Here is a 20,609-nt window from a genome sequence, read left to right as displayed (position 1 = left end):
TTCTGAAGCCTTGATATGCGAAATACATCGATCAGCGTAGCTCGGGCCAGCTTTTTCACTATTCAGGTATTCAATATATAAGATCTCGCTCCTACCTTTGCGATAATGAGCTTTCTACGATCGCTGGTGATGATCCGCCAAAGATAGGAAAAGTCTAACTGATCGAACCGATCCGCCAAGGATGCGGATTGAAAGCTCCCAGGCTTTCTGGATTTGTTCAGGCCTTCAACGATTTCATCACTAGTCTTGATTCCAAGACCGTGTCCGTAATAGAGATCCTGCCCCAGCAGAATGACGTTTTCCCCTCTCCACCAAGGAGTCGCTGGATCAAAATCAGGGTTTTGAAAATAAAGAATATCTCCCGCCACAGCTTCCATTGGATTCATCCTGTCAATCAAGCGTAAATTACTGTTGAAGTGCCAATCGTATAACATAAGATCTGAGAACAGCATATCAAATTGTTGGGGACCGATGGATTCCAATACCGCTTTATACAATACGATAGTCACAGCCGTTGCACACTCAAACGCATACAAGCGCCCATTGTTAAAAATATCTCTTATCCCCTCATGAGGGGTTACTCCACTTTTCAGTTGAAACCCTCCGTTTTCGATACGATCCCAATATACAGGATTACATCGGGAATGTTCAAAGTCGGAAAATTGGACACCGCTCTCATTGAGCAGGCGTGCGGATTCTACGATATGGGAACGCACCCCCAGTTCAAACAAAAGGCCCGCGACGGAATCGTATCGATATTGGAAGGAACTGCCTTTCATTGCCTGGTACATGCTTCGTTCCAACGCGGAAAGCTTACTATCATCGAAGTCAGTCTCGCTGTTACCCGCGATTATGATCATGGGCTTTTCCTCCTATCACATCATTAGTTAGGCGTTTGTTCTATTTTATGGGAGTTCGCTTAATACGTGCTTAATGAAGCGCGAGTTGGTGGCACAACGGTCGGAACCGTTGAATAATCACACAAAGAAGGCAAGCTCCTATGTAAAGGAACTTGCCTTATTCAAGACGATCATTAGGAATCGAGGCTGGAAACGGTATAATTGTCGCCCTGTCGCCTGATTCTTTTGAATACCTCGGGAAGTGCAACTCCAAGCATAACTAATGCAACACCAATCCACTGAAGTACACTTACATGTTCATGCAGGACGACGGCAGATAAAAGGACCGCAACAGGAAGCTCAGAAGCACCAAGAATGCCAGTCATACCTTCTCCGATATGAGGAACTCCAACTGCAAACAGTACGGGTGGCAGGAAAGCACCGAATAGCCCGAGCATAAATCCGAATAGAAGCAGATTCCCCAATAGAAGTCCGTTGATCAGAAAATAAGGAGGGAACAAAATAAACACAAGCAGCATGCCACCTGTGATCATCCAACCGCTGCGGTATGCCGGATGTACGGAAGGTATCGCTTTACCGCTAAGCAAAATGAACAATGAATAGCTCACCGCGGATAACAGCCCCAAAGCGACACCGATCCAGTTAAATCTGGACATCCCCTGCTCTACGATGCCAGCAGCGAGCAACGTGCCGCCGAACAAGATAACTAGCGTGAGAAGCACAATCCCATTTGGACGTTTCCGATGGCTTATAGCGTGAATCAGTACACCAATCCAGGTAAACTGGAATAGTAAAATGATAGCCAAAGAATTCGGGATGTACCTTAAGGATTCGTAATACAGCAGTCCCGTTATAGCCGTAGGAGTTCCGGCAGCCATAAGGAACAATCGCTGCTTCCAAGTCAACTTGGGGTTAGCAGTGGAGGCTTTTCCTGATCTCGATCCCAGCCTGCTTTTTTCCCGCCACTTCGTGAGCAGCATGAATCCCCAGGCCAGAATACAACCGACCAGCAGTTGGCTGCCTACCACTTCTCCAAGCTCGTAGCCTTCTCCGTAAGCAGTAACAACAATTGTTGAAAGAATGCCGTAACAGATGGCACCCATTAAAACAGATAACAAATATTTCATTTCTATGATGTCCTCCCTTGCTTCACGCAATCCACGAGAAAGCAAAAAACTTCCTAACTACGAATATAGAATCATCGAAGATGTCCTATATTCGTAGTTAGGAAGTTAAGGCTTCCTGTAGAGACCCTCACCCTAATGTCGTGAGGTTATACGAATGAATAATGAGTGATGAGTTAAACAATACATTGAATATTACATGCTGCGTTAGCTATTGTCAATAGGAGAACGCATGTAACTAAGGTTAATCCTATGTTGCAGACTTACCACTTGTTTATATACTCTGCTTTAAAGTTCTTGAGCTGTTCGATTAATAATGTAGGGTCATTGTCAATAACTATTAAATTTTTATACGCTTCTTTTACAAATCCTTGTTCAATCATATGATCAAAAAGCGATAAAATCGGTGTGTAATAATTATTAATATTCAACAAGGCACATGGTTTGTTATGGTACCCTAGCTGTGCCCATGTAAAGACTTCAAACCATTCTTCCAAAGTGCCTGTTCCACCCGGAAGTGCGATAAAACCATCCGCATACTGTGCCATTAAAGCCTTTCTTTCATGCATAGTATCGACGATATGCAGTTCTGTAAGATGCTCATGTGCAATCTCAACATTAGCCAGCTTTTTGGGTATGACCCCTATCACCTTGCCACCAGATTCCATAACCGCATCAGCTACAGCACCCATACAGCCAACTGCTGCGCCTCCGTATACAAGATCCAGCCCATTCGCAGCCAAAGCTTGTCCCAATTTCCTTGCTTCCTCCATATAAATAGGGTCAATGCCTGTACTTGAACCACAATACACAGCTAATGTTTTCATATCCTTGTCTCCGCTTCTCTCTAAAATTATTTATAATATCCTATCCTACTATATAGAAATTAAACTCTTATACTAAAATCCATTCCAAATTGAATTAACCCCAATTTCTGCGCTACTCGCTGTGAACTCAAGTTGTCCCATGAAGTACTATAAATAGGGAGTAGTCCTTGTTTAAAAATTTCATCACTCCATTTATGTACAACTTTCTGTCCAATTCCCTTTCCCCTATAGGGTTCTATCGTCATCAAACCCGCTTCTGCTGCTTGGCTTGAAATACGTGCACTACAACAAACAGAAACAGCTTCATCATTGATGATATATGCTGCTATAGGCATTCGTTCTTCCAGCTCACCTAATAGTTCACGAAAATGCTGGAGCAACAAATTCTTATTGGATTCATCAATAAGAGTAATTTCACTCTCAGAAATGAACATGCTGTCTTGGTTAAATGTATAAGCGGGTCCTATCCATATGTCCTTTACTGGCTTGTATTTCTCAATTATCCTACATAGATTCAAGATATGAATGGACTCCAATGTGTGTTGTTGAATCTCTTCAACCATGGATTGTGGCAGATCGGTATGAAAATAAGTACAAATGGATTCCCTCGTTTTACCAATAAAAACAACCGTTACGCTAGTCTGATTACGTTCATTGATACCGATTATTTTGTTTTTCTCATTGAGTACGTACAAAGTCGCCGCTTGTATGTTCATTAATTCATTGTCATTGAGTAAGATTCATTTCACGCCTTTCCGACCTATTCGCTGCTATCTTCCGAATCGTATTTGCGGTGTTTGGTTTTGTTGTTAGTTAGTCTTGTCAACCGTTGAGGACGTTTCCTGCCACGCCCAATCGGTCGCTCGCCTAACTCTTCCTCTTCATCCGATGAACCCTCTTCCTCCTCCTGACCCCGAGCTTCTTTTTCCTCTTCCTCGTCATCCGAGCCGACATAAGCTTCATCGTCAGAATTGGCCCCAACTTCATTCCAGGGTGCAACTACATCCTGCATACGATCCAGGATTTTTTTGAAATCACTCGTACTCAGATCAAGCCGGAGATAGGCACTCATCTCCTCCTTTGAGATCGTTTCGTCCGCTTTCAGCTTCTCCCACATATCGGATGGGATGGAAAAAGCTATATTGCTCGTGATTTGATCAACAAGCTCTTTATTATCTTCTATGCTTGGCAGCGTCTGTGCTTCATCATCATCAACCGCTTCTTTATATTCCTTGCGATGCTTCTCAACTCCGCCATGGATCGACGCAGCACTTTCCTTATGGGTCCAGTCCGGGTTGTCGACAATCGATTTCATCGTTGTCCGCAGACTCTCACCTCTCTTACCATCGCTGGCCATCGATTTAAGGAAGTTTTTGGCCATTTTCGGCCGATTCTTATAGTGCTTACGATAGGTCTCGGGTTTTGCCGTATGAGCGGATAAATGAAGCTTATCCTGCACAAACAGATACGAGGGCATATCGACAAAATGATCGATGCCGGGAATATTCTTCGCAGCCGCATTGCCATCGATTTCCTGGAAGCCCATATTGCTGCTGAACGCAGAGAAGTTATGCTCGAGCATATTGCCCTGTGCCGATTTCCCAGGAAACCTCTTGCCCTTTTCCTCCATTCTTGCTTCATACATCGGGTGGAACTTATCATAGATTTCCTGCTGCTCCGGACTGAATTCTTTCTCAAAATCGTAATTCGGATCTTCCTGCTCCGCTTCCTCATTTTCATCAATCGTATGATGGATAAAATCCATGTATTCATCATCAACAAGGTGCTCTTCATCTTCGGATGAAGCTTCTTTTTCCTCTTCCTCCCTATTCGTCTGTGTCTCTGAATTGACCTGTGCATGACGGGAAATGACACCACGCAGCCGTTTCTGATCTCCCCCCTCCAGTTCGTAGTTACCATCATGAACATGATTGAGCACGATTTGAAGTTCATCTTCCGCTATGTGATCCCAGTCGATAGGTACCTGTTGTCCGTTAGTTTTGTCAATCATTCGTTGTACGGTTATTCCACCTACCGGCATATCCATAGCAGTTGTTGAACCTGTTCTCTCTACTGACTCGTGGGACTGTATCATACGGCCTAACGCACGATTACCAATGGTCTGCTGCAAATGATCTATTGTTGATGGTACCTGTGATCGCCGCGTTGACGTCGACTGCTGCGAATTAACGCTTGTTCTTCTGATTTTGTGAAAATCGAACATCCTGTTCACCCCAAGCATCAAAATAGCAACTACAGCACACAAACAACCTAATGGGATATATTTCCTAAAAAATCATACATCAATTCACTATTTATGTATAGGTGCCATTGCTCTTATTTATTGCGCTCACTTATCAAACAAAGACAAATAAACGCAGCAAAAGCAAGTCCTACAGTTGCCGATAAAGAGGTGGAAAACGCTCTTACATAATCCGACAGCCTTGCTTCTATAAGCGATTGCTTCAACGAAAAGGTGAACAACATACCAATCAGTGCTACCCCTAACGAATTTGTCAAATACATACTTGTTGTGAACAAGCCTGACTCAGCTCCCGCATCCGACGCAGGTACCACACTAAGAACGATGTTGACAAGCGGCGTTGTAGCCATTCCGAGCCCGAAGCCATATATCCATAATAGGAGTATATTCTGGACATGCAGCAGCTGATATTTGATATCCAAATGGTTCGTCGGTTCATCAAGGATTAAAAATTCGGGCTGCTGCGCAATGGCTCTCGCCAAAATAACCCTTTGTTTTTCGCCACCGGAAAGGGTTAAGTAGCTTCTGTCCGAATAAGAAAGTAAATCAACTTTTTGAAGTGCCGCTTCCACCACCTCATAATCTTCTTTGTTGTCTGCTTCCATCGCATGTTTATGCGGTGTCCTTCCCATCATAACCATTTGGTGTACCGTGAAATCAAAGCTCATGTCATTAAATTGCCCAACTACACCCATCTTTTGGGAAATTGATTTCGGGCTGGACTTTAACACATCTTTTCCATCTAACCATATCAACCTGAAGTGAAATGTCTTTTACAATATCGATACCTGATAGCGCAACATGGATATGGTCAACTTGTAATTTCAACCCATTTCCTTCCAAATCCATAGTTTTTTTTCATTAACATGTACATAAACATAGGAACGCCAAGCAGAGCTGTCACAATACCAATCGGCAGTTCTCCCTTAGGTATGATGGTTCTTGCCAATACATCCGTCCAAATTAGAAAAATGGCACTCGTTAAGATGACCACCGGCATAAGGCGTTTGTGGTCAGAACCAACAACACCTCTGACAATATGAGGAACAATTAAACCAACGAATCCGATAATGCCGCACGTTGCCACAATGATACCTGTTAGCAGGGAAGCAATAACCATATACAATCTTCTATATACATTGAGGTTAATGCCTAAGGTGACTGCAGCTTCATCACCCATCAGCATCGTATTCATGACTCGGGATTGAAATATAAAAAAGAGAACGGCTGCAACCATCACGATGGCAATTAAGGGGAGTTTATCCCACTTGGCAGAGGCGAGACTTCCCATGGTCCAAAAGGTCACAGAACGAATCCCTTCTGCGTCTTTCGCAAAATAAACGATGAAATTTGAACATGCACTGCACAAGGCATTAATGACCATTCCGACAAGTACGAGTTTAACGGAAGACATTTTGCCACCAATGCTGTCACTTAACCCATATGTTTGCCGCTTTGGCATGCTTATGCTTCCAATTTACTACGGCAAACTTATGCTTCCAAATCAAAAAAATCCTTGAGGTACAAGGACTTCGTAATAATAAGTACTATAATTATGTAATGCAAGATGGATGTAATCTTTATGAGGACAATTTCAGTAACATTTTTATAAAGATCATTGGAAAAGAAGATAAAGAAGGTAAATCCTAAGCTACTTACTCTACTTCTTCGTTATCGATCAGCGCCCGGCGAGTCCATCTTTATTGGTAAAGGTTTATAACAATTTGGGGTAAGCACACTGCGGGCTGATCCTTAAGCATACAGACGAATGCATCTCTATAACCAAAGATTATTACAGCAATGAACTTTCTAGTTTAAAGCCCAGTAACTCGGGCTTTTATTTTACTGTATAAACAGAACATCCATTCTAAGGCATTTCCGAACTCAGCTCACTTTGTTAATGAACTAACCCATTAAGAGTGGTTTTATGAGAGCAGCAATTTATATCCGGGTCAGCACGGACGAACAAGCAAAGGAAGGTTTCTCCATCGAGGCACAGAAGCGCAAGCTTATTAGTTATGCTGACGCTCAGGATTGGAGCATATCGATTTCACATAGGAGATGGCTATTTAGGTGGATATAATTTTGCTAACGGTAAGTTGAACGTAAAAAGATCTGCCGCAGCAGACCTTTTTACTAAATACTATCTATTCCATTCTATGGTGTTACGGATATAGGAGCGTATTGTTCTCCGCCATCTGCTTTCGGTGTAAAAGCATGTTCCAATGATGCCTCTTCAATATCATTGTAGCCCCAATAACTTGTTGGTACATCTTTCCATGTTGGCGTAGGCACACCCGTTAACGGCCCTCTGCCTAAGTAACGATTGATCATGGTCACCGCTTCGGCACGCGTCAATCCGTTCTCCGGCTTGAATGTACCGTCTGTATAGCCACTGATGATTCCCGCAGAGGATGCTTTGTCAATATCCGCTTGCGCCCAGCTCTTCGCGACATCGGAGTACGCAGCTGCTTTCAAGGTAACGGGACCGAGAAGGCGCGCGATAATGCTTGCCATTTCGGCACGTGTAATGATTTGATCGCTGCGGAAGGTTCCATCAGCATACCCTTTCATCAAGTCCAGCTTGCTCACTCTTGCGATGGCTTGGCTTGCCCAGTAATCTGCCTTTACATCGGTGTAGGCCACCTCGGCTCCATTCTCATCTTTACTGACGATACGAGCAAGAATTGCCGCCATTTCGGCACGCGTAATCTTGTTCTCTGGTTTAAACAGGCCCTCTGCATAGCCCTGTATATACGCATGATGCTGTACAGCACTTGGCAGCTGCACCATGGTAAAGGTACTGAATTGGTTGACGACAAACTGAAGTCCAAGATCACCCGCTGTATGGTAAGGCACGAGTGTGCCTTTCAGTAATTCCTTTGTACCATCATTATGCTCTACATAAATGGAGAGATTGTTAAATTGATCGGCACTTACATTTGCATGTTTCAAAGGAAACACCAGGGTGACAGGACGATTTTACATGTTCGTATTAATCGTAACCGGACGGCCTACAACACGGACTTGTTGATTGCCAGCAGCAACAATCACGAGTGGATCCGAATTTGCGCGATCTTGCGCTTGTTCTTGCTGCCCCCCATCTTTGATCGGAATGAATGTGAAATGCAAGTCATCGGCAAAGCCTTGTAATGAATCCTTCGGAACGATCACTATGGCATTCTCTGTGCGGATCTGCAATTCGATATTATTTTGTGCCAATAAGACCATGGCCGTGTTCGGAACATTGACGTTCGTATCGGACACTTCATCCTTCGTGTCTGGAATCACGATTTGTACAGAATTGGAGCCTGAAGCTAGCGCGCCTGCTATAGCTTTCAATGCTTGATCTTGTGTCAGCGTCACTTGATCCTGCTTCGTGCCATCCGCTAATGTTGTCCGATTAATGACCACCTCCCCCGTTATTGGTTCGGTTGTTGATGGCGCTGTAGATGATCGTGTTGTTGATGATGGAATGAATGTCCACTGCGCATACAGGATCACATTCGTCGTTCCCATGCTGAACGTCGCGCCTGCGGCATAGCTCGTTCCGTTTCCGTCCGCTGTTGTGTTCCAACTCGCGAACCTGTAGCCCTGTTTGTACAAACTTCCCGTATTATCCAACACCGAGGCGGTAACTCCCTGTGCGTAAGCGCCGCTGTCAGCAGGTACGCTGCCTCCCGTGCTTCCGTTACCGTTATAGGTGATGGTATAGGTCGGGTTACCGTTTACTGTCCACTGCGCATATAGCATCACATTAGCCGATCCCATGCTGAACGTATCGCTTGCGGCGTAATACGTGCCGCTTCCGTCCGCTGCTGTGTTCCAGCCTGCGAACGTGTAGCCCGGTTTGACCAAGCTTCCCGTGTTTCCGTATACGGAGACGGAAACTCCCTGTCCATACGTGCCGCTGTCGGTAGGTACGCTGCCTCCCGTGCTTCCGTTACCGTTATAGGTGATGGTATAGGTCGGGTTACCGTTTACTGTCCACTGCGCATATAGCATCACATTAGCCGATCCCATGCTGAACGTATCGCTTGCGGCGTAATACGTGCCGCTTCCGTCCGCTGCTGTGTTCCAGCCTGCGAACGTGTAGCCCGGTTTGACCAAGCTTCCCGTGTTTCCGTATACGGAGACGGAAACTCCCTGTCCATACGTGCCGCTGTCGGTAGGTACGCTGCCTCCCGTGCTTCCGTTACCGTTATAGGTGATGGTATAGGTCGGGTTACCGTTTACTGTCCACTGCGCATATAGCGTCACATTCGTCGCTCCCATGCTGAACGTCGCTCCTGCGGCGTAGTTCGTCCCGCTTCCATTCGCCGCCGTGTTCCAGCCCGCGAACGTGTAGCCCGACTTGACCAAGCTTCCTGTGTTGCCATACACCGAGACGGTAACGCCCAGTCCGTATGTGCCGCTGTCGGTAGGTACGCTGCCTCCCGTGCTGCCGTTACCGTTATAAGTGATGGTATAGGTCGGGTTACCGTTTACTGTCCACTGCGCATATAGCGTCACATTCGTCGCTCCCATGCTGAACGTCGCTCCTGCGGCGTAGTTCGTCCCGCTTCCATTCGCCGCCGTGTTCCAGCCCGCGAACGTGTAGCCCGACTTGACCAAGCTTCCTGTGTTGCCATACACCGAGACGGTAACGCCCAGTCCGTATGTGCCGCTGTCGGTAGGTACGCTGCCTCCCGTGCTGCCGTTACCGTTATAAGTGATGGTATAGGTCGGGTTACCGTTTACTGTCCACTGCGCATATAGCGTCACATTCGTCGCTCCCATGCTGAACGTCGCGCCTGCGGCGTAGTTCGTCCCACTTCCATTCGCCGCCGTGTTCCAGCCCGCGAACGTGTAGCCCGTTTTCACCAGGCTTCCCGTGTTGCCGTATACGTTGACCGTTACTCCTTGTTCATACGCGCCGCTATCTATAGGTACTGTCCCACCCGTGCTGCCATTACCGTTATAGGTTATGGTATACGATGGATTCGCCGTCCACTTCGCATACAACACCAGATCCGCTGTAATGGCGGTGGTTGCAAAGTCAAATGGTGTACCGCTTAGATCACTTGAGCTATACCAACCATCGAACGTATTGCCTGCCTTGGTCGGTGCAGTCGGAACTACAGCATGATCGTCTTTGGCCACAGTCTGAGCGTCTACTTCCGCCCCTCAGTTGCTGTTGAAGCTTAATGTATAGACGGTAGTCCATTTTTTAATGACGTTATTAGTTGCACCCGTCACATATATAGTGTCGTCACTACCTAAGGCCACACCCCATGGATAAATAAATCCTCCCGAGTTGGTGATGTCCACCCACTCGCTGCCTCCGCTCGGCAGTTTTTTAATTTTATTATGATTAGCATCAGTCACATACAGAGTGCCGTCACTGCCTACTGCCACACTAATCGGAAAATCAAATCCTCCCGAATGGGTGATGTCCTGCCACGCGTTGCCTCCCAACGGCAGTTTTTTTATTTTATTATAACCAGTACTAGCCGCATACAACGTGCCATCATTGGCTACCGCCACACCCATCGAAGAGTCATCCCCATCTTCCGTCCCCCATATGCCTCCGCTCAGCTTTTTTCTAAATCTATCAGCATCAACCACATACACCGTGCCGTTACTGTCTACTGCTACACCATTCGGTCCGGAAAATCCTCCTCCCGGGCTATCCACCCATGTGCTGCTACCGCTCTGCAGTATTTTAATTTGGTTATGATTATTATCAGCCACATACACGGTGCCGTCACTGTCTACTGCTATACCGGACGGACCTGCAAATTCGCCCGAATTGGTGATGTCCACCCATGCGCTGCTACCGCTCGGCAGTTTTTTAATTTTATTATTTATAGAATCAGCCACATACACCGTGCCGTCACTGCCTACTGCTACACCTTTCGGATTGTTGAATTCTCCCGAGTTGGTGATGTCAACCCAAGCTTTGGTTACTGTTGCCGTCCACTGGGCATACAGCAAGGTATCTCCCGTGATGCTAAATGTTTCCGCAGCCCTATAGAAAGTCCCGCTGCCGTCCGCCACGTTACTCCAGCCCTCAAACGTGTAACCCGTTTTCACCAGAGTCCCAGCGCCCAGCACGGTCACACTGGCATTGTTATTGTAATCGACACTATCCGTAGGTGCACTGCCACCCGTGCTGCCATTGCCGTTATAGGTCACGTGGTATTTGCTCGCCGTCCACTTCGCATACAACACTAGATCCGCTGTAATGGCGGTGGTTGCAAAGTCAAATGGTGTACCGCTTAGATCACTTGAGCTATACCAACCATCGAACGTATTGCCTGCCTTGGTCGGTGCAGTCGGAACTGCAGCGTGATCGTCTTTGGCCACAGTCTCAGCGACTACTGCCGATCCTCCGTTGCTGTTGAAGCTTACTGTATAGGCGGTAGTCCATTTTTTAACGACGCTATTAGATGAATCAGTCACATATAACGTGTCGCCACTACCTAATGCCACACCCCACGGGTAATTAAATTCTCCCCCATTGGTGATGTCCTGCCACTCGCTGCCTCCGCTCGGCAGTTTTTTAAGTTGACTATTAAAACCAGAAGTCACATACAGAGTGTCGTCACTGCCTACTGCTATGCTAATTCCATAAAATCCTTCCGAATTGGTGGTGATGTCCTGCCACGCGCTGTCTCCGAACGGCAGTTTTTTAATTTTATTCTCAAAATTACTAACCGCATACAACGTGCCATCACCGGCTACCGCCACACCCGACGGAACGAAATTTTTTCCAAATTCCGCGATGTCCACCCATTCGCTGCTTCCGCTCGTCAGTTTACTAATTTTATTATCAGAAGTAGCAGCCACATACACGGTGCCGTCACTGTCTACTGCTACACCATTCGGATCCCAAAATTTTCCCATGGTGGCGATGGCCACCCATGCGCTGTCTCCGCTCGGCAGTTTTTTAATTTGGCCATGATTACTATCAGCCACATACACGGTGCCGTCACTGTCTATTGCTATACCAGTCGGATTTGAAAATCCTCCCGAGTTGGTGATGTCCACCCATGCGCTGCTACCGCTCGTCAGTTTTTTAATTTTATTATTTATAGAATCAGCCACATACACGGTGCCGTCACTGCCTACTGCTACACCTTTCGGTTGGCTAAATCCTCCCGAGTTGGTGATGTTAGCCCAAGCTTTGGTAACCGTATAAGTTGGCGGAACCAATTTCATCACGGCCACTTTATATGCGTTCGCAGCATCCTTATAGGCAACATAAGGGATACCGCTGCTGTTTAACGCTATCGATGTATTACTGGCATTCCCATCAGAAAAGCCCGCAGTGCCTACGTTCTCCCAACTATTCCCGTTGAATTTCATCACAGTCGCTTTAGATGAGTTCCCTCCATCCTGGTAGACAACAGATGGGGTGCCGCTGCTGTCTAACGCTATTGATGGATAACTAGGCATACCCGCAGAAAAGCCCGCAACGCCCACGGTTACCCAGTTGCTCCCATCGTACTTCATCACAGTTGCTTTATAATCGGCCCCTCCATCCTGATAGACAACATAAGGATTGCCGCTGCTGTCTACCGCTAGCGATATACCGTAAGCAGCGGCAGCAGAAAAGTCCGGATCACCTACGGTTTCCCATTCGCTCCCATTGTACTTCATCACATTCGCTTTACCATTGCTAACATCCAAATATGCAGCATAAGGAGTGTTGCCGCTGCCAATCGCTATCGATAAATCATAACCAGCAGATCTATCAGAGATGTTCGGTTGGTTGCCTACGTTTACCCATTCGCCCCCATCGTACTTCATTACTTTCGGTTTGTAACTATGCTGTCCATCCAGATATACAATATAAGGAGTGCCGCTGCTGTCTATTGCTATCTTTGGAGGAGAAGCAATAGCACTTTCCGCACCGCCTAAGGCTTCCCAAGCTTGTCCATCGTACTTTATTACTGCCAATTTACTATCGGAATAATCCGAAATTACAACATAAGGGGTGCCGCTGTTATCTATCGCTAAGTTTGCGCCATCAGGAAAGTCAGCAGATTTGCTCGGAACGCCTACGGTCACCCAATTGCTCCCATCATATTTTCTCACGGTCGTTTCGAATGCACTATTCAAGTAGGCAATATAAGGAGTGTCGCCGTAGAGCGCCATTGAAATATTAGCAGCCTCTTCTGTCGAAGCACTTCCACCGCCTACAAACTGCCAGACCTTGTCGACATCTGCACTTACCTCTGCCTGCAGCGCGGGCAGCAATTGAATGATCATGCTGAGTATCAGCGTCCATCCCAAAATAAGCCATTTCCGATTGAAATGAGGTCTTCTTGCTTGTGCTACCGTTATTCTCTTTTGAATATCTTTCATAGTTAGCTTCCTCTTCCCAATAATTTATTAAGTATGATCTGGCAATAAGCCTATTATGATCTACAAATATATTGAGAATATATCAAAACGACAAATATCTGCTTTTATTTACAACCTTCCATTTGCGCTCTTCAACCGCTAACACTCTTCAGATTTAATGAGAAGGTCGTCCCACTAGGTGAACTTTCCTTCAGCACAATAGCTCCACCCAGCGTAGTCATGATTAAACGGCATAAGGGAAGACCTAGCCCCATACCCCGAACTTTTCTCTGCTTTCCCTCACCCCGATAAAAGCTTTCAAATACCAGCGGTTGCTCATGAACCTCTATCCCGCACCCCGTATCATGCACATCGATTCCTATTACACCATTTTCAGCATAAAGTGTAATCGTAATGCCCCCCTCTTGATCTCTGTCCCCTTCCAATGCGGCTTTTGCATTATTAAATAAGTTAATGAATACCTGCTGCAGCCTTGACGCATCCGTCAGAGCAAATAGCTGCTGGGCTGGGAGCGCTGCATGGATCTTGACTAGTGGTCCTTCCTGCATCATGGCCCACTGCCGAACCATTTCGTCCAAAAACCGGTTCATGTTTATATGTTCCATGGCAACCTTGATGGAGCCTGTGGCAAAAGAATTAAACTCCAGCAAGTCCTCCACCATTCTGTCTAAACGCTGGCTTTCCTTAAAGCAAACATCCATAAAATGCTGCGCATCATCACCTGTAACCACCTGGTCTCTTACCGCCTGAACCAGTCCGCTGATTGCAGTAACCGGGGTTTTAAGCTCGTGGGTGACGCTTGCCAGGAGCTTGGTTCGCAAATATTCCAGCTGGCCCAATCTAACAGCCATTTCCGCAAAGGATTCCTGAAGCTCATACACTTCCCGTACCTTGATTTCCATTTTCAACCGAACATCATATTTTCCAGAAATGATTTGTCGGGTGGCCTCAACGATATCCTGAACGGGACTCACAAGTCGCCTAGCTAATAAATAGATGATAATCCAACCCAAAATAGCCGCGCTACCCAATAGAATCACCATGAGGGTCAGCTCGTCTTTACTTTTCGAAATTTCTTTATACGGCAGTAAAAGGTACACATGCCCCAGCATCGTCCCGTTATTTTGTAAATTTCTGACCAAATAGAAATACTTGTCGTTTTGCCGCAATTCAATATCTCGATATGACTCTTCAGGCACAAATTGGCTAGCTTGCTGAATGGCGATAGTTCGCATCTCAGGAGGCATTTCCGGCTTGGCAAAAACGAGTTTTCCTTGATTGTCCATGATCAGCAGCAGTAAGTTACCTGTTAAGCCAACCGCCGTTCTCTGCTGCTCAATATACCTGGGCAGAAGCTCCGATGGACCCAACTCGATCCTGCCTTCTCCATTATCGACAATACGCTTCACATCATCTATAAATTGATGTCCAGCCTGAATCTGATGCCTGTTGAAGCTATATTCGATCCAAAAGAACGTAAAGACACCTATACACACCAGCCCTATAATCAACGTGATCACATACCGGCTTGTCCAATATTGCAATAATGATAGCCGCTGAGTGCTAAATTTAGACACGGGCTTGATACCCCATTCCCCGAATCGTTACAATCTCCCCTTCAAGTGGATTCCAATTCCTAAGGGCTTGCCTAACCCTATTAATAGCCATATCGACAGCCCGATCGCTTCCCTCATAATCGTAGACCCATACGCCTTCAATAAGCTGCTCCCTGGATAACGTCTGGTTCGGATGCTGCAGCAGATAGAAAAGCAAATCCAGATCCTTCGGCGTGAATTTGAGCTCCTCCTCATTCAGGTGGACGGAATGAGCCTTATAGTTTACCCGGAGGCTCCCATAATGTTGGACTTCCGCTTGTTTAAAGCTATGTGAAGAACGCCTCAAGACGGCATTCACCCTGGCAATTACTTCTTCACCGATAAAAGGCTTGGAAATGTAATCGTCTGCCCCTTGATTGAGCCCTTCCAGTTTGTGGGTGAGATCAGATAAGGCCGTAAGTATAATAACCGGACAGGCACTTCTCTCACGTATATAGGCAAGCAAGGTCAACCCATCCCCATCAGGCAGACCCAGATCCAGCAATACAAGCTCTGGCGTCTTGGATTGGAAAGCACTTATCGCTTCCCTGCAACTGTACGCCTGTCTCACACTGTAGCCTTCTCTATCCAGATAGGCCTTAAGTACCATGGAAATCACAGTATCATCTTCAATGAGCAATATTTGTTTCATCGTAACCTTCACTCCTTCGCACTCATTATACTATTAATAGACGATAAATTTAGTGTTATATTGTTATATTTCTGAATATGTTGTCGGTCCATAAAATTAATTATTTAGTTCTATGGAACTATGCCATTGTATTTGGTATAGTGCGTATCATATACACCGACAGCGCCGACTTCAAATGCATCAACCCCATGAAATTAAACAAATCTATTTCCGTTTCCAAAATAATAGCCCCATCCCATGTCTTGATTTCAATCATGGTATCATGGATTAGAACATTGCACCATAACCCTACTTCTTGTTTCATCTATCTAACCCCCATACAACTTTCATCGGAACAATGACCTATACCTGTTGTACCATATGTTGGTATTTTCCTTTTCGTATCGTTAAAGTTTTCACATCTGGTTGCTGAGTAGATGTGCACTGCCCGATATTGATAACAGAGACATTTATTTAACTGTAGACCACCCCAGAGTGTCCTATGGCAAGCAAGCTCCCGCTTCCTTCTGAAGGGAAAAAAATACCCTCTCAATGAAGAGAGGGCAATCCCACATTAACTTCTCATTCGGTATTCCCATTCCAAACTAACAGTTAACAGCACTCCACATGTGTCGAGACGGTAACAGGGATATAAAAATTACTTCATGAGAATTACACCTCTAATTCCAACTGCTATAAATTTCCCGTTTCCATATGCGACTGATTCTAAACTGTCCATATCTGTACTATTACTATATTTATCTAATTTATATGATTTCCAATTAATTGTATCCTTAGATTCAAGTAACATTCTTGAACCCACCGCTACCGCTTCACCTTTGTCATTAATAGCAATCCCGTTAGGATTATCGCCGAATTCAATCACTTTCTTCCATTGCAGTCCATCTCCTGAAACGAAAACTTTTCCAAACTGTATATCGTCATACCCTTTAACTGCAGCAATATATCGTCCGTTACTATAATTAATCGAAGTAAAAAAGTCACAATAACTTTTATTAGCTGTCTCATTATCAGCAATAAATGAAGTCCAATTTATTCCATTATTCGATGTAACTCCTTTTGCACAATCTCCTATCGCAATAAATTTGTTATCGGCAAATTCTAAACCAGTAATTGAATTTGGGCTCTTCGAAATCTCCCTCCAATTTCCCCCATCAGTAGAAATTGCTATTGAGCCGTTATATCGCGTTGCAACAAACTTTCCATCGCCAAACGTAACATTAGTGAAGTCACCTTTTCCTTTTTGAAAATCGTATACATTTGTCCATGTTTTAGCATCAACAGAAGTGAGAATATTTCTCCCTACAGCAACGTATCGTTCATTACCGTAAGCAACATCGTAAAGTGTTTCTATTGTATTTGAATTTACCCTATCCCAGTTTATACCATTAGAAGATAATAAAATGACGCCTTCATCGCCTACAACTATAAATTGTTTGCCTGTATACTTTATTGATCGCAATGACTCCTTGGTTCCTGAGTTTGAATATTCCCAATTCAAAAAAGGGGAATCCTTCTTTAATAGCGGGGAATGAGAATTAGTTTTAATAACTAAAACAACTAGCAGCAGTACACCTAATGATATCAAAATATACTTAATTGACTTTTTTCCATACCAAAACCTATACTCTATAACTATTTTTTCTCTATTTATTCTTTTTGCGTTTAAAATTGAATCAAATATATTATATATCCAAATAACAATAGTGAACAAAACCACAAATCCTATAACGAATACTAGTAATAATTCAAAAAAGAATGATGTTATCCAATTCGAGACATAGACAACAAATGAATATGCCCCTGTTAGAACTAGCATAAATTTTATAGCTTTTTTTACTTGACCATTGTAAATTTGTCCGAGACCAGGAAAGAAAAGCGACAATAATCCTGCGATTATTAACCTTTTAACTCCATATTTCTTTACCCTATCGTTATCGTCGATTTCCTCATTGTCTGGCGTTTTACTCAATCCCTTTCAGATGGTAGTTATTCTTAATACTGCTTCACATGAAAGACGAATTTTATTTATAGCATCGACATTTTTCACTAAGACAGATACATGAAACTTCTCTTTTGTTGAATCTCATTTGTAAAACAAATACTTTGCTAAAACCCTCAACAAGGCAATCGCTATAAACATCAATGAACCAACAAACAGAACAAAAAGAAATACTTTAATTAATTTTCTAATGTAACTTTTACTTGGCTCATCAACCACAAATGATAATATTAATGAAATTATGCACAGAGCGAGAAACTGCCATTGATAGCCGATATGTAAATAAATGATTACTGCATATAGTAAAGAACTACCATATAGTGTGTATTTTGATCTTTTTGTCATGTTAGATTCCAGCCTTTTTTGAATATCTTTCATTATATGAAATCCATGTTTTATGTAGTTGCATGGACAACTTGTAACGCATCAATGTCGTACTCTGTTGCCTTTAATACTGAAACAATATCAATCAAGAACAATTTGATTTCATCATGTTTCTTACTTTTTCTAATAGTTTCAAACTTTGCGTTAATGATTGATTCCGTCATCTGATATTCGATTAGCTTGAACGGCTTAATACCTCTATCCTCGCCATATGTCCAATGTCGTAGTAAGGATGGTATTAGTTCTTTATCAACTAGCTCGAATGGTTTAGAAACACTTATCTCTAAACTAAAAACGCTTCCCTTTTTATGTTCAAAAGAAGGCTCTGTATAATATTTTCCTATGCCGACCCATGCGAATCGTTCTACATCATAATTAAAATCATCAGAACTCATTAAACTCTATTCTCCATTCAATCAAATTGCTCTTTTAACTACTAAGTTCTTTCTGAATTGACTGAACTATCCTCAGAATACTCTTCTTACTATATTTACTACATATAAACGCAACAGACTGCTCCATATCCCAATCTTCCTTCTTTAGATTTTGCACAATTACTGCAACATCATAGATAAAATCCCTTGTATATGGTCACGATCAATATGAGTTAAAACTAATAAATCAATGGACTCCTTTTGTAATTTTCTTGATCTCTGTTTTTAGTTTTTTATACCTATAGGCCCCCTTCCGCCATCAATCAAGATATTTTTTCTGTTGCCGTTATTACCAAACTTAATAATAAAACAATCTCCATCATGTGCTGGTAAAGCCATTATTTGAATTGACATAAATTCTCTCTCATTTCAATTGGTAATTTACATACATACATGAATTTAAATAACATTTTTCCTTTCTGACATACTGAGATAAGATGCCGTTACATAAAATTTAGATTAAGGATGTTAAATTTGTTGTTGTCCCCTCTGTTTCAATCATCTTCATAATAACAAAATACTTCTTCTCTCCGTGCAAATACTAGTCCTTTAGACTTATTCCACAATCTAACTGAAAATTCCTTTATTCGACATTTTATCTCCATCATTATACATCATGCAGCCGACACACTCTCACTTATCGAGCGTATGTTCGCAGAAAAAATTATAATTGCAGATAATAACTAGTGTATACTTTATATTAAGTTTAAGATGATCTTCATTAAACGGGGGGGATTCAATATGGATAGACTTATATGTGAGGCAATAAGGAATAAGCAGATCATTACATTCGAATACGATTTCGGAGTAAGGACAGTCGAACCTTTTCGTCTTGGATTATCAACGCAACAGAATAAACTTCTTCGTGCATTTCAATTGAAAAATACCAATAAAATATATGAGAAAGGGGGATGGAAACTATTTGATCTATCGAAAATTAATAGAGTTCAAATAACTTTGGATCATTTTAATGGACTGAGAAACGATTATGGATTTGAGGATAAAGCCATGATAAGACCCTATATTTGTGAAGTGAGTAGATATTAACGATGAGGAACCCTTTATACGGCTGAATTGCTAATAACTACAGTAAACTAATGAAATTGACCTTTTATTAAGTTGACTTCCTTCTCTTGAATACACTTACAACTTCAAGGGTAGTTCCGCTTATTGCAGTTGGGAAACATGAAACTAGTTCCCATCCTTGTTCACCTAATTGATTTACTTCAAAATGGTATTGATCTTGTTGAATTGTAAGTCCAGACCATCCAACTTTTTTGACTTTATAAGTTAAATACTCCCATTTTTCCATATTTTTTATCTCCCATTCTTTTTGTGATAAAAGTGAGCTTTCATCATCTTTTTCTTGTTAACTCCTTGTGTACTTCATAGCATCGCGCTCTAAAGGCCGCTTCTCCCTTACCATCAAAACCAAAAAATTCTTCTTCAATGCTGTATTTAAATACACGAATTCCTACCCAAGTATTTGCATTGACATCTCCACACTCGAAGTGAAAATCGCCAATATCATAAGTTGATTTCATAAACAATTTCTCCTTTATCTTATAAAAGTCAGTTTTTATCGTCATTCTTAATGTCCTCTATAAGACTTACTCTGTAAAATACACCACCATTCCAAGAAACTAATTCTTCTCCGCAATGACAATGCTCGCTATCTTTATCTCTCATTGGGCTGTGATGTTTTGAGATGCTCCACACTCTTCCACAAGAGCATTTGCGTTTTTCTGACATTTCGATTCCCCCATTAATTCAATAAATCTAGTATTTTATTGAAATCAATCTTCAATTTCTATCATTTTAATAAGAAAATCTCCTTGTTCAATTGTCATTTTACTTTTTTCAAGATTATAATCCCATCCGTTTTCAATAGCATATTGAATTAATGTTGAACACGTCTTTGGAAGATTCAAATTGATAAACCAGTTCCCCTTCCAAGAGAAAAACACTTCAAAATATGAGGTTTTGGTGTTATAAGGGTATACTCGAAAAGAAACGGATTCATTCTTAAAATATTGATTAATTACGCAATGAAAGAGTCTGTAAAATAGTTTGTGTAAACTCCTAAATCTATTAAAATGGAAGTAGATGAAAGGTT

Annotated in this window: 19 protein-coding genes, 1 pseudogene and 1 riboswitch; of the genes and pseudogenes, 1 reads left to right on the top strand and 19 read right to left on the bottom strand. The window is 43.1% G+C overall.

Translation table 11 applies throughout. The features are described 5' to 3' along the window. Positions 1-62 precede the first annotated feature (62 nt). The 7 genes and pseudogenes from OB236_RS13225 to OB236_RS13195 form a co-directional block, all read right to left on the bottom strand. Positions 63-860, bottom strand: coding sequence for a protein-glutamine gamma-glutamyltransferase (locus OB236_RS13225; RefSeq protein ID WP_262684409.1), 798 nt, complete (start codon positions 858-860; stop codon positions 63-65). 173 nt (positions 861-1,033) lie between these two features. Continuing rightward, positions 1,034-1,987 carry an EamA family transporter gene (locus OB236_RS13220; RefSeq protein WP_262684408.1) on the bottom strand — a complete coding sequence of 318 codons (954 nt, stop codon included), beginning with the start codon at positions 1,985-1,987 and terminating at the stop codon, positions 1,034-1,036. A 74-nt stretch (positions 1,988-2,061) separates the two neighbouring features. Beyond that, positions 2,062-2,161, bottom strand: a riboswitch (purine riboswitch). A gap of 86 nt (positions 2,162-2,247) precedes the next feature. Further along, entirely contained in the window at positions 2,248-2,811 is a 564-nt protein-coding gene (locus OB236_RS13215) for an LOG family protein (RefSeq protein WP_076234820.1), read from the bottom strand. Between the two features lie 59 nt (positions 2,812-2,870). Continuing rightward, positions 2,871-3,527, bottom strand: coding sequence for a GNAT family N-acetyltransferase (locus tag OB236_RS13210; protein WP_262684407.1), 657 nt, complete (start codon positions 3,525-3,527; stop codon positions 2,871-2,873). 44 nt (positions 3,528-3,571) lie between these two features. Further along, positions 3,572-5,035, bottom strand: a complete 1,464-nt coding sequence (locus tag OB236_RS13205; protein WP_262684406.1) for a hypothetical protein — start codon at positions 5,033-5,035, stop codon at positions 3,572-3,574. A gap of 440 nt (positions 5,036-5,475) precedes the next feature. Continuing rightward, positions 5,476-5,829, bottom strand: a pseudogene (locus OB236_RS40065) (ABC transporter ATP-binding protein); the annotation flags it as partial. 56 nt (positions 5,830-5,885) lie between these two features. Then, complete coding sequence (locus OB236_RS13195) at positions 5,886-6,536, bottom strand: FecCD family ABC transporter permease (RefSeq protein WP_317259341.1); 651 nt, start codon at positions 6,534-6,536, stop codon at positions 5,886-5,888. A 465-nt stretch (positions 6,537-7,001) separates the two neighbouring features. On the opposite strand from OB236_RS13195, the gene OB236_RS13190 reads away from it, so the two are divergent. Beyond that, entirely contained in the window at positions 7,002-7,157 is a 156-nt protein-coding gene (locus OB236_RS13190) for a recombinase family protein (protein WP_408638461.1), read from the top strand. Between the two features lie 74 nt (positions 7,158-7,231). On the opposite strand, the gene OB236_RS13185 is transcribed toward OB236_RS13190, so the two are convergent. The 12 genes from OB236_RS13185 to OB236_RS13130 form a co-directional block, all read right to left on the bottom strand. Then, positions 7,232-8,029: an S-layer homology domain-containing protein gene (locus OB236_RS13185; protein WP_262684404.1), complete on the bottom strand. Its 798-nt coding sequence runs from the start codon at positions 8,027-8,029 to the stop codon at positions 7,232-7,234. A gap of 27 nt (positions 8,030-8,056) precedes the next feature. Continuing rightward, a complete protein-coding gene (locus OB236_RS13180; RefSeq protein WP_262684403.1) occupies positions 8,057-10,216 on the bottom strand; it encodes an InlB B-repeat-containing protein in 2,160 nt (719 codons plus the stop codon). A 24-nt stretch (positions 10,217-10,240) separates the two neighbouring features. After that, a complete protein-coding gene (locus OB236_RS13175; RefSeq protein WP_262684402.1) occupies positions 10,241-13,426 on the bottom strand; it encodes an InlB B-repeat-containing protein in 3,186 nt (1,061 codons plus the stop codon). A 131-nt stretch (positions 13,427-13,557) separates the two neighbouring features. Further along, positions 13,558-15,003, bottom strand: coding sequence for a HAMP domain-containing sensor histidine kinase (locus OB236_RS13170; protein WP_262684401.1), 1,446 nt, complete (start codon positions 15,001-15,003; stop codon positions 13,558-13,560). Then, a complete protein-coding gene (locus OB236_RS13165) occupies positions 14,996-15,673 on the bottom strand; it encodes a response regulator transcription factor (RefSeq protein ID WP_262684400.1) in 678 nt (225 codons plus the stop codon). Before OB236_RS13165 ends, OB236_RS13170 begins: the two co-directional genes overlap by 8 nt. Positions 15,674-15,791: 118 nt before the next feature. Beyond that, complete coding sequence (locus tag OB236_RS13160; protein ID WP_262684399.1) at positions 15,792-15,977, bottom strand: hypothetical protein; 186 nt, start codon at positions 15,975-15,977, stop codon at positions 15,792-15,794. Between the two features lie 333 nt (positions 15,978-16,310). Then, positions 16,311-17,645 carry a DUF3021 domain-containing protein gene (locus OB236_RS13155; RefSeq protein ID WP_262684398.1) on the bottom strand — a complete coding sequence of 445 codons (1,335 nt, stop codon included), beginning with the start codon at positions 17,643-17,645 and terminating at the stop codon, positions 16,311-16,313. A 114-nt stretch (positions 17,646-17,759) separates the two neighbouring features. Continuing rightward, positions 17,760-18,053 carry a hypothetical protein gene (locus OB236_RS13150; RefSeq protein WP_262684397.1) on the bottom strand — a complete coding sequence of 98 codons (294 nt, stop codon included), beginning with the start codon at positions 18,051-18,053 and terminating at the stop codon, positions 17,760-17,762. Between the two features lie 17 nt (positions 18,054-18,070). Further along, positions 18,071-18,454 (bottom strand): hypothetical protein, encoded by a 384-nt coding sequence (locus OB236_RS13145; RefSeq protein WP_262684396.1) that lies wholly within the window; start codon positions 18,452-18,454, stop codon positions 18,071-18,073. Positions 18,455-19,607: 1,153 nt separating this feature from the next. Continuing rightward, a complete protein-coding gene (locus OB236_RS13140; RefSeq protein ID WP_262684395.1) occupies positions 19,608-19,805 on the bottom strand; it encodes a DUF4177 domain-containing protein in 198 nt (65 codons plus the stop codon). Between the two features lie 43 nt (positions 19,806-19,848). Next, positions 19,849-20,037, bottom strand: a complete 189-nt coding sequence (locus OB236_RS13135; protein ID WP_262684394.1) for a hypothetical protein — start codon at positions 20,035-20,037, stop codon at positions 19,849-19,851. 28 nt (positions 20,038-20,065) lie between these two features. After that, entirely contained in the window at positions 20,066-20,245 is a 180-nt protein-coding gene (locus tag OB236_RS13130; RefSeq protein WP_262684393.1) for a hypothetical protein, read from the bottom strand. Between the last annotated feature and the right edge of the window lie 364 nt (positions 20,246-20,609).

The organism is Paenibacillus baimaensis (assembly GCF_025567575.1).
This window is presented reverse-complemented; position numbering and strand designations above follow the sequence as displayed.

Coding starts and splice junctions, on each gene's coding strand:
- OB236_RS13150 (WP_262684397.1), bottom strand. CDS start 18,053: ATGAAAGATATTCAAAAAAGGCTGGAATCTAACATGACAAAAAGATCA.
- OB236_RS13165 (WP_262684400.1), bottom strand. CDS start 15,673: ATGAAACAAATATTGCTCATTGAAGATGATACTGTGATTTCCATGGTA.
- OB236_RS13220 (WP_262684408.1), bottom strand. CDS start 1,987: ATGAAATATTTGTTATCTGTTTTAATGGGTGCCATCTGTTACGGCATT.
- OB236_RS13225 (WP_262684409.1), bottom strand. CDS start 860: ATGATCATAATCGCGGGTAACAGCGAGACTGACTTCGATGATAGTAAG.
- OB236_RS13215 (WP_076234820.1), bottom strand. CDS start 2,811: ATGAAAACATTAGCTGTGTATTGTGGTTCAAGTACAGGCATTGACCCT.
- OB236_RS13210 (WP_262684407.1), bottom strand. CDS start 3,527: ATGAACATACAAGCGGCGACTTTGTACGTACTCAATGAGAAAAACAAA.
- OB236_RS13140 (WP_262684395.1), bottom strand. CDS start 19,805: ATGGAAAAATGGGAGTATTTAACTTATAAAGTCAAAAAAGTTGGATGG.
- OB236_RS13135 (WP_262684394.1), bottom strand. CDS start 20,037: ATGAAATCAACTTATGATATTGGCGATTTTCACTTCGAGTGTGGAGAT.
- OB236_RS13205 (WP_262684406.1), bottom strand. CDS start 5,035: ATGTTCGATTTTCACAAAATCAGAAGAACAAGCGTTAATTCGCAGCAG.
- OB236_RS13130 (WP_262684393.1), bottom strand. CDS start 20,245: ATGTCAGAAAAACGCAAATGCTCTTGTGGAAGAGTGTGGAGCATCTCA.
- OB236_RS13195 (WP_317259341.1), bottom strand. CDS start 6,536: ATGCCAAAGCGGCAAACATATGGGTTAAGTGACAGCATTGGTGGCAAA.
- OB236_RS13160 (WP_262684399.1), bottom strand. CDS start 15,977: ATGAAACAAGAAGTAGGGTTATGGTGCAATGTTCTAATCCATGATACC.
- OB236_RS13190 (WP_408638461.1), top strand. CDS start 7,002: ATGAGAGCAGCAATTTATATCCGGGTCAGCACGGACGAACAAGCAAAG.
- OB236_RS13175 (WP_262684402.1), bottom strand. CDS start 13,426: ATGAAAGATATTCAAAAGAGAATAACGGTAGCACAAGCAAGAAGACCT.
- OB236_RS13145 (WP_262684396.1), bottom strand. CDS start 18,454: ATGAGTTCTGATGATTTTAATTATGATGTAGAACGATTCGCATGGGTC.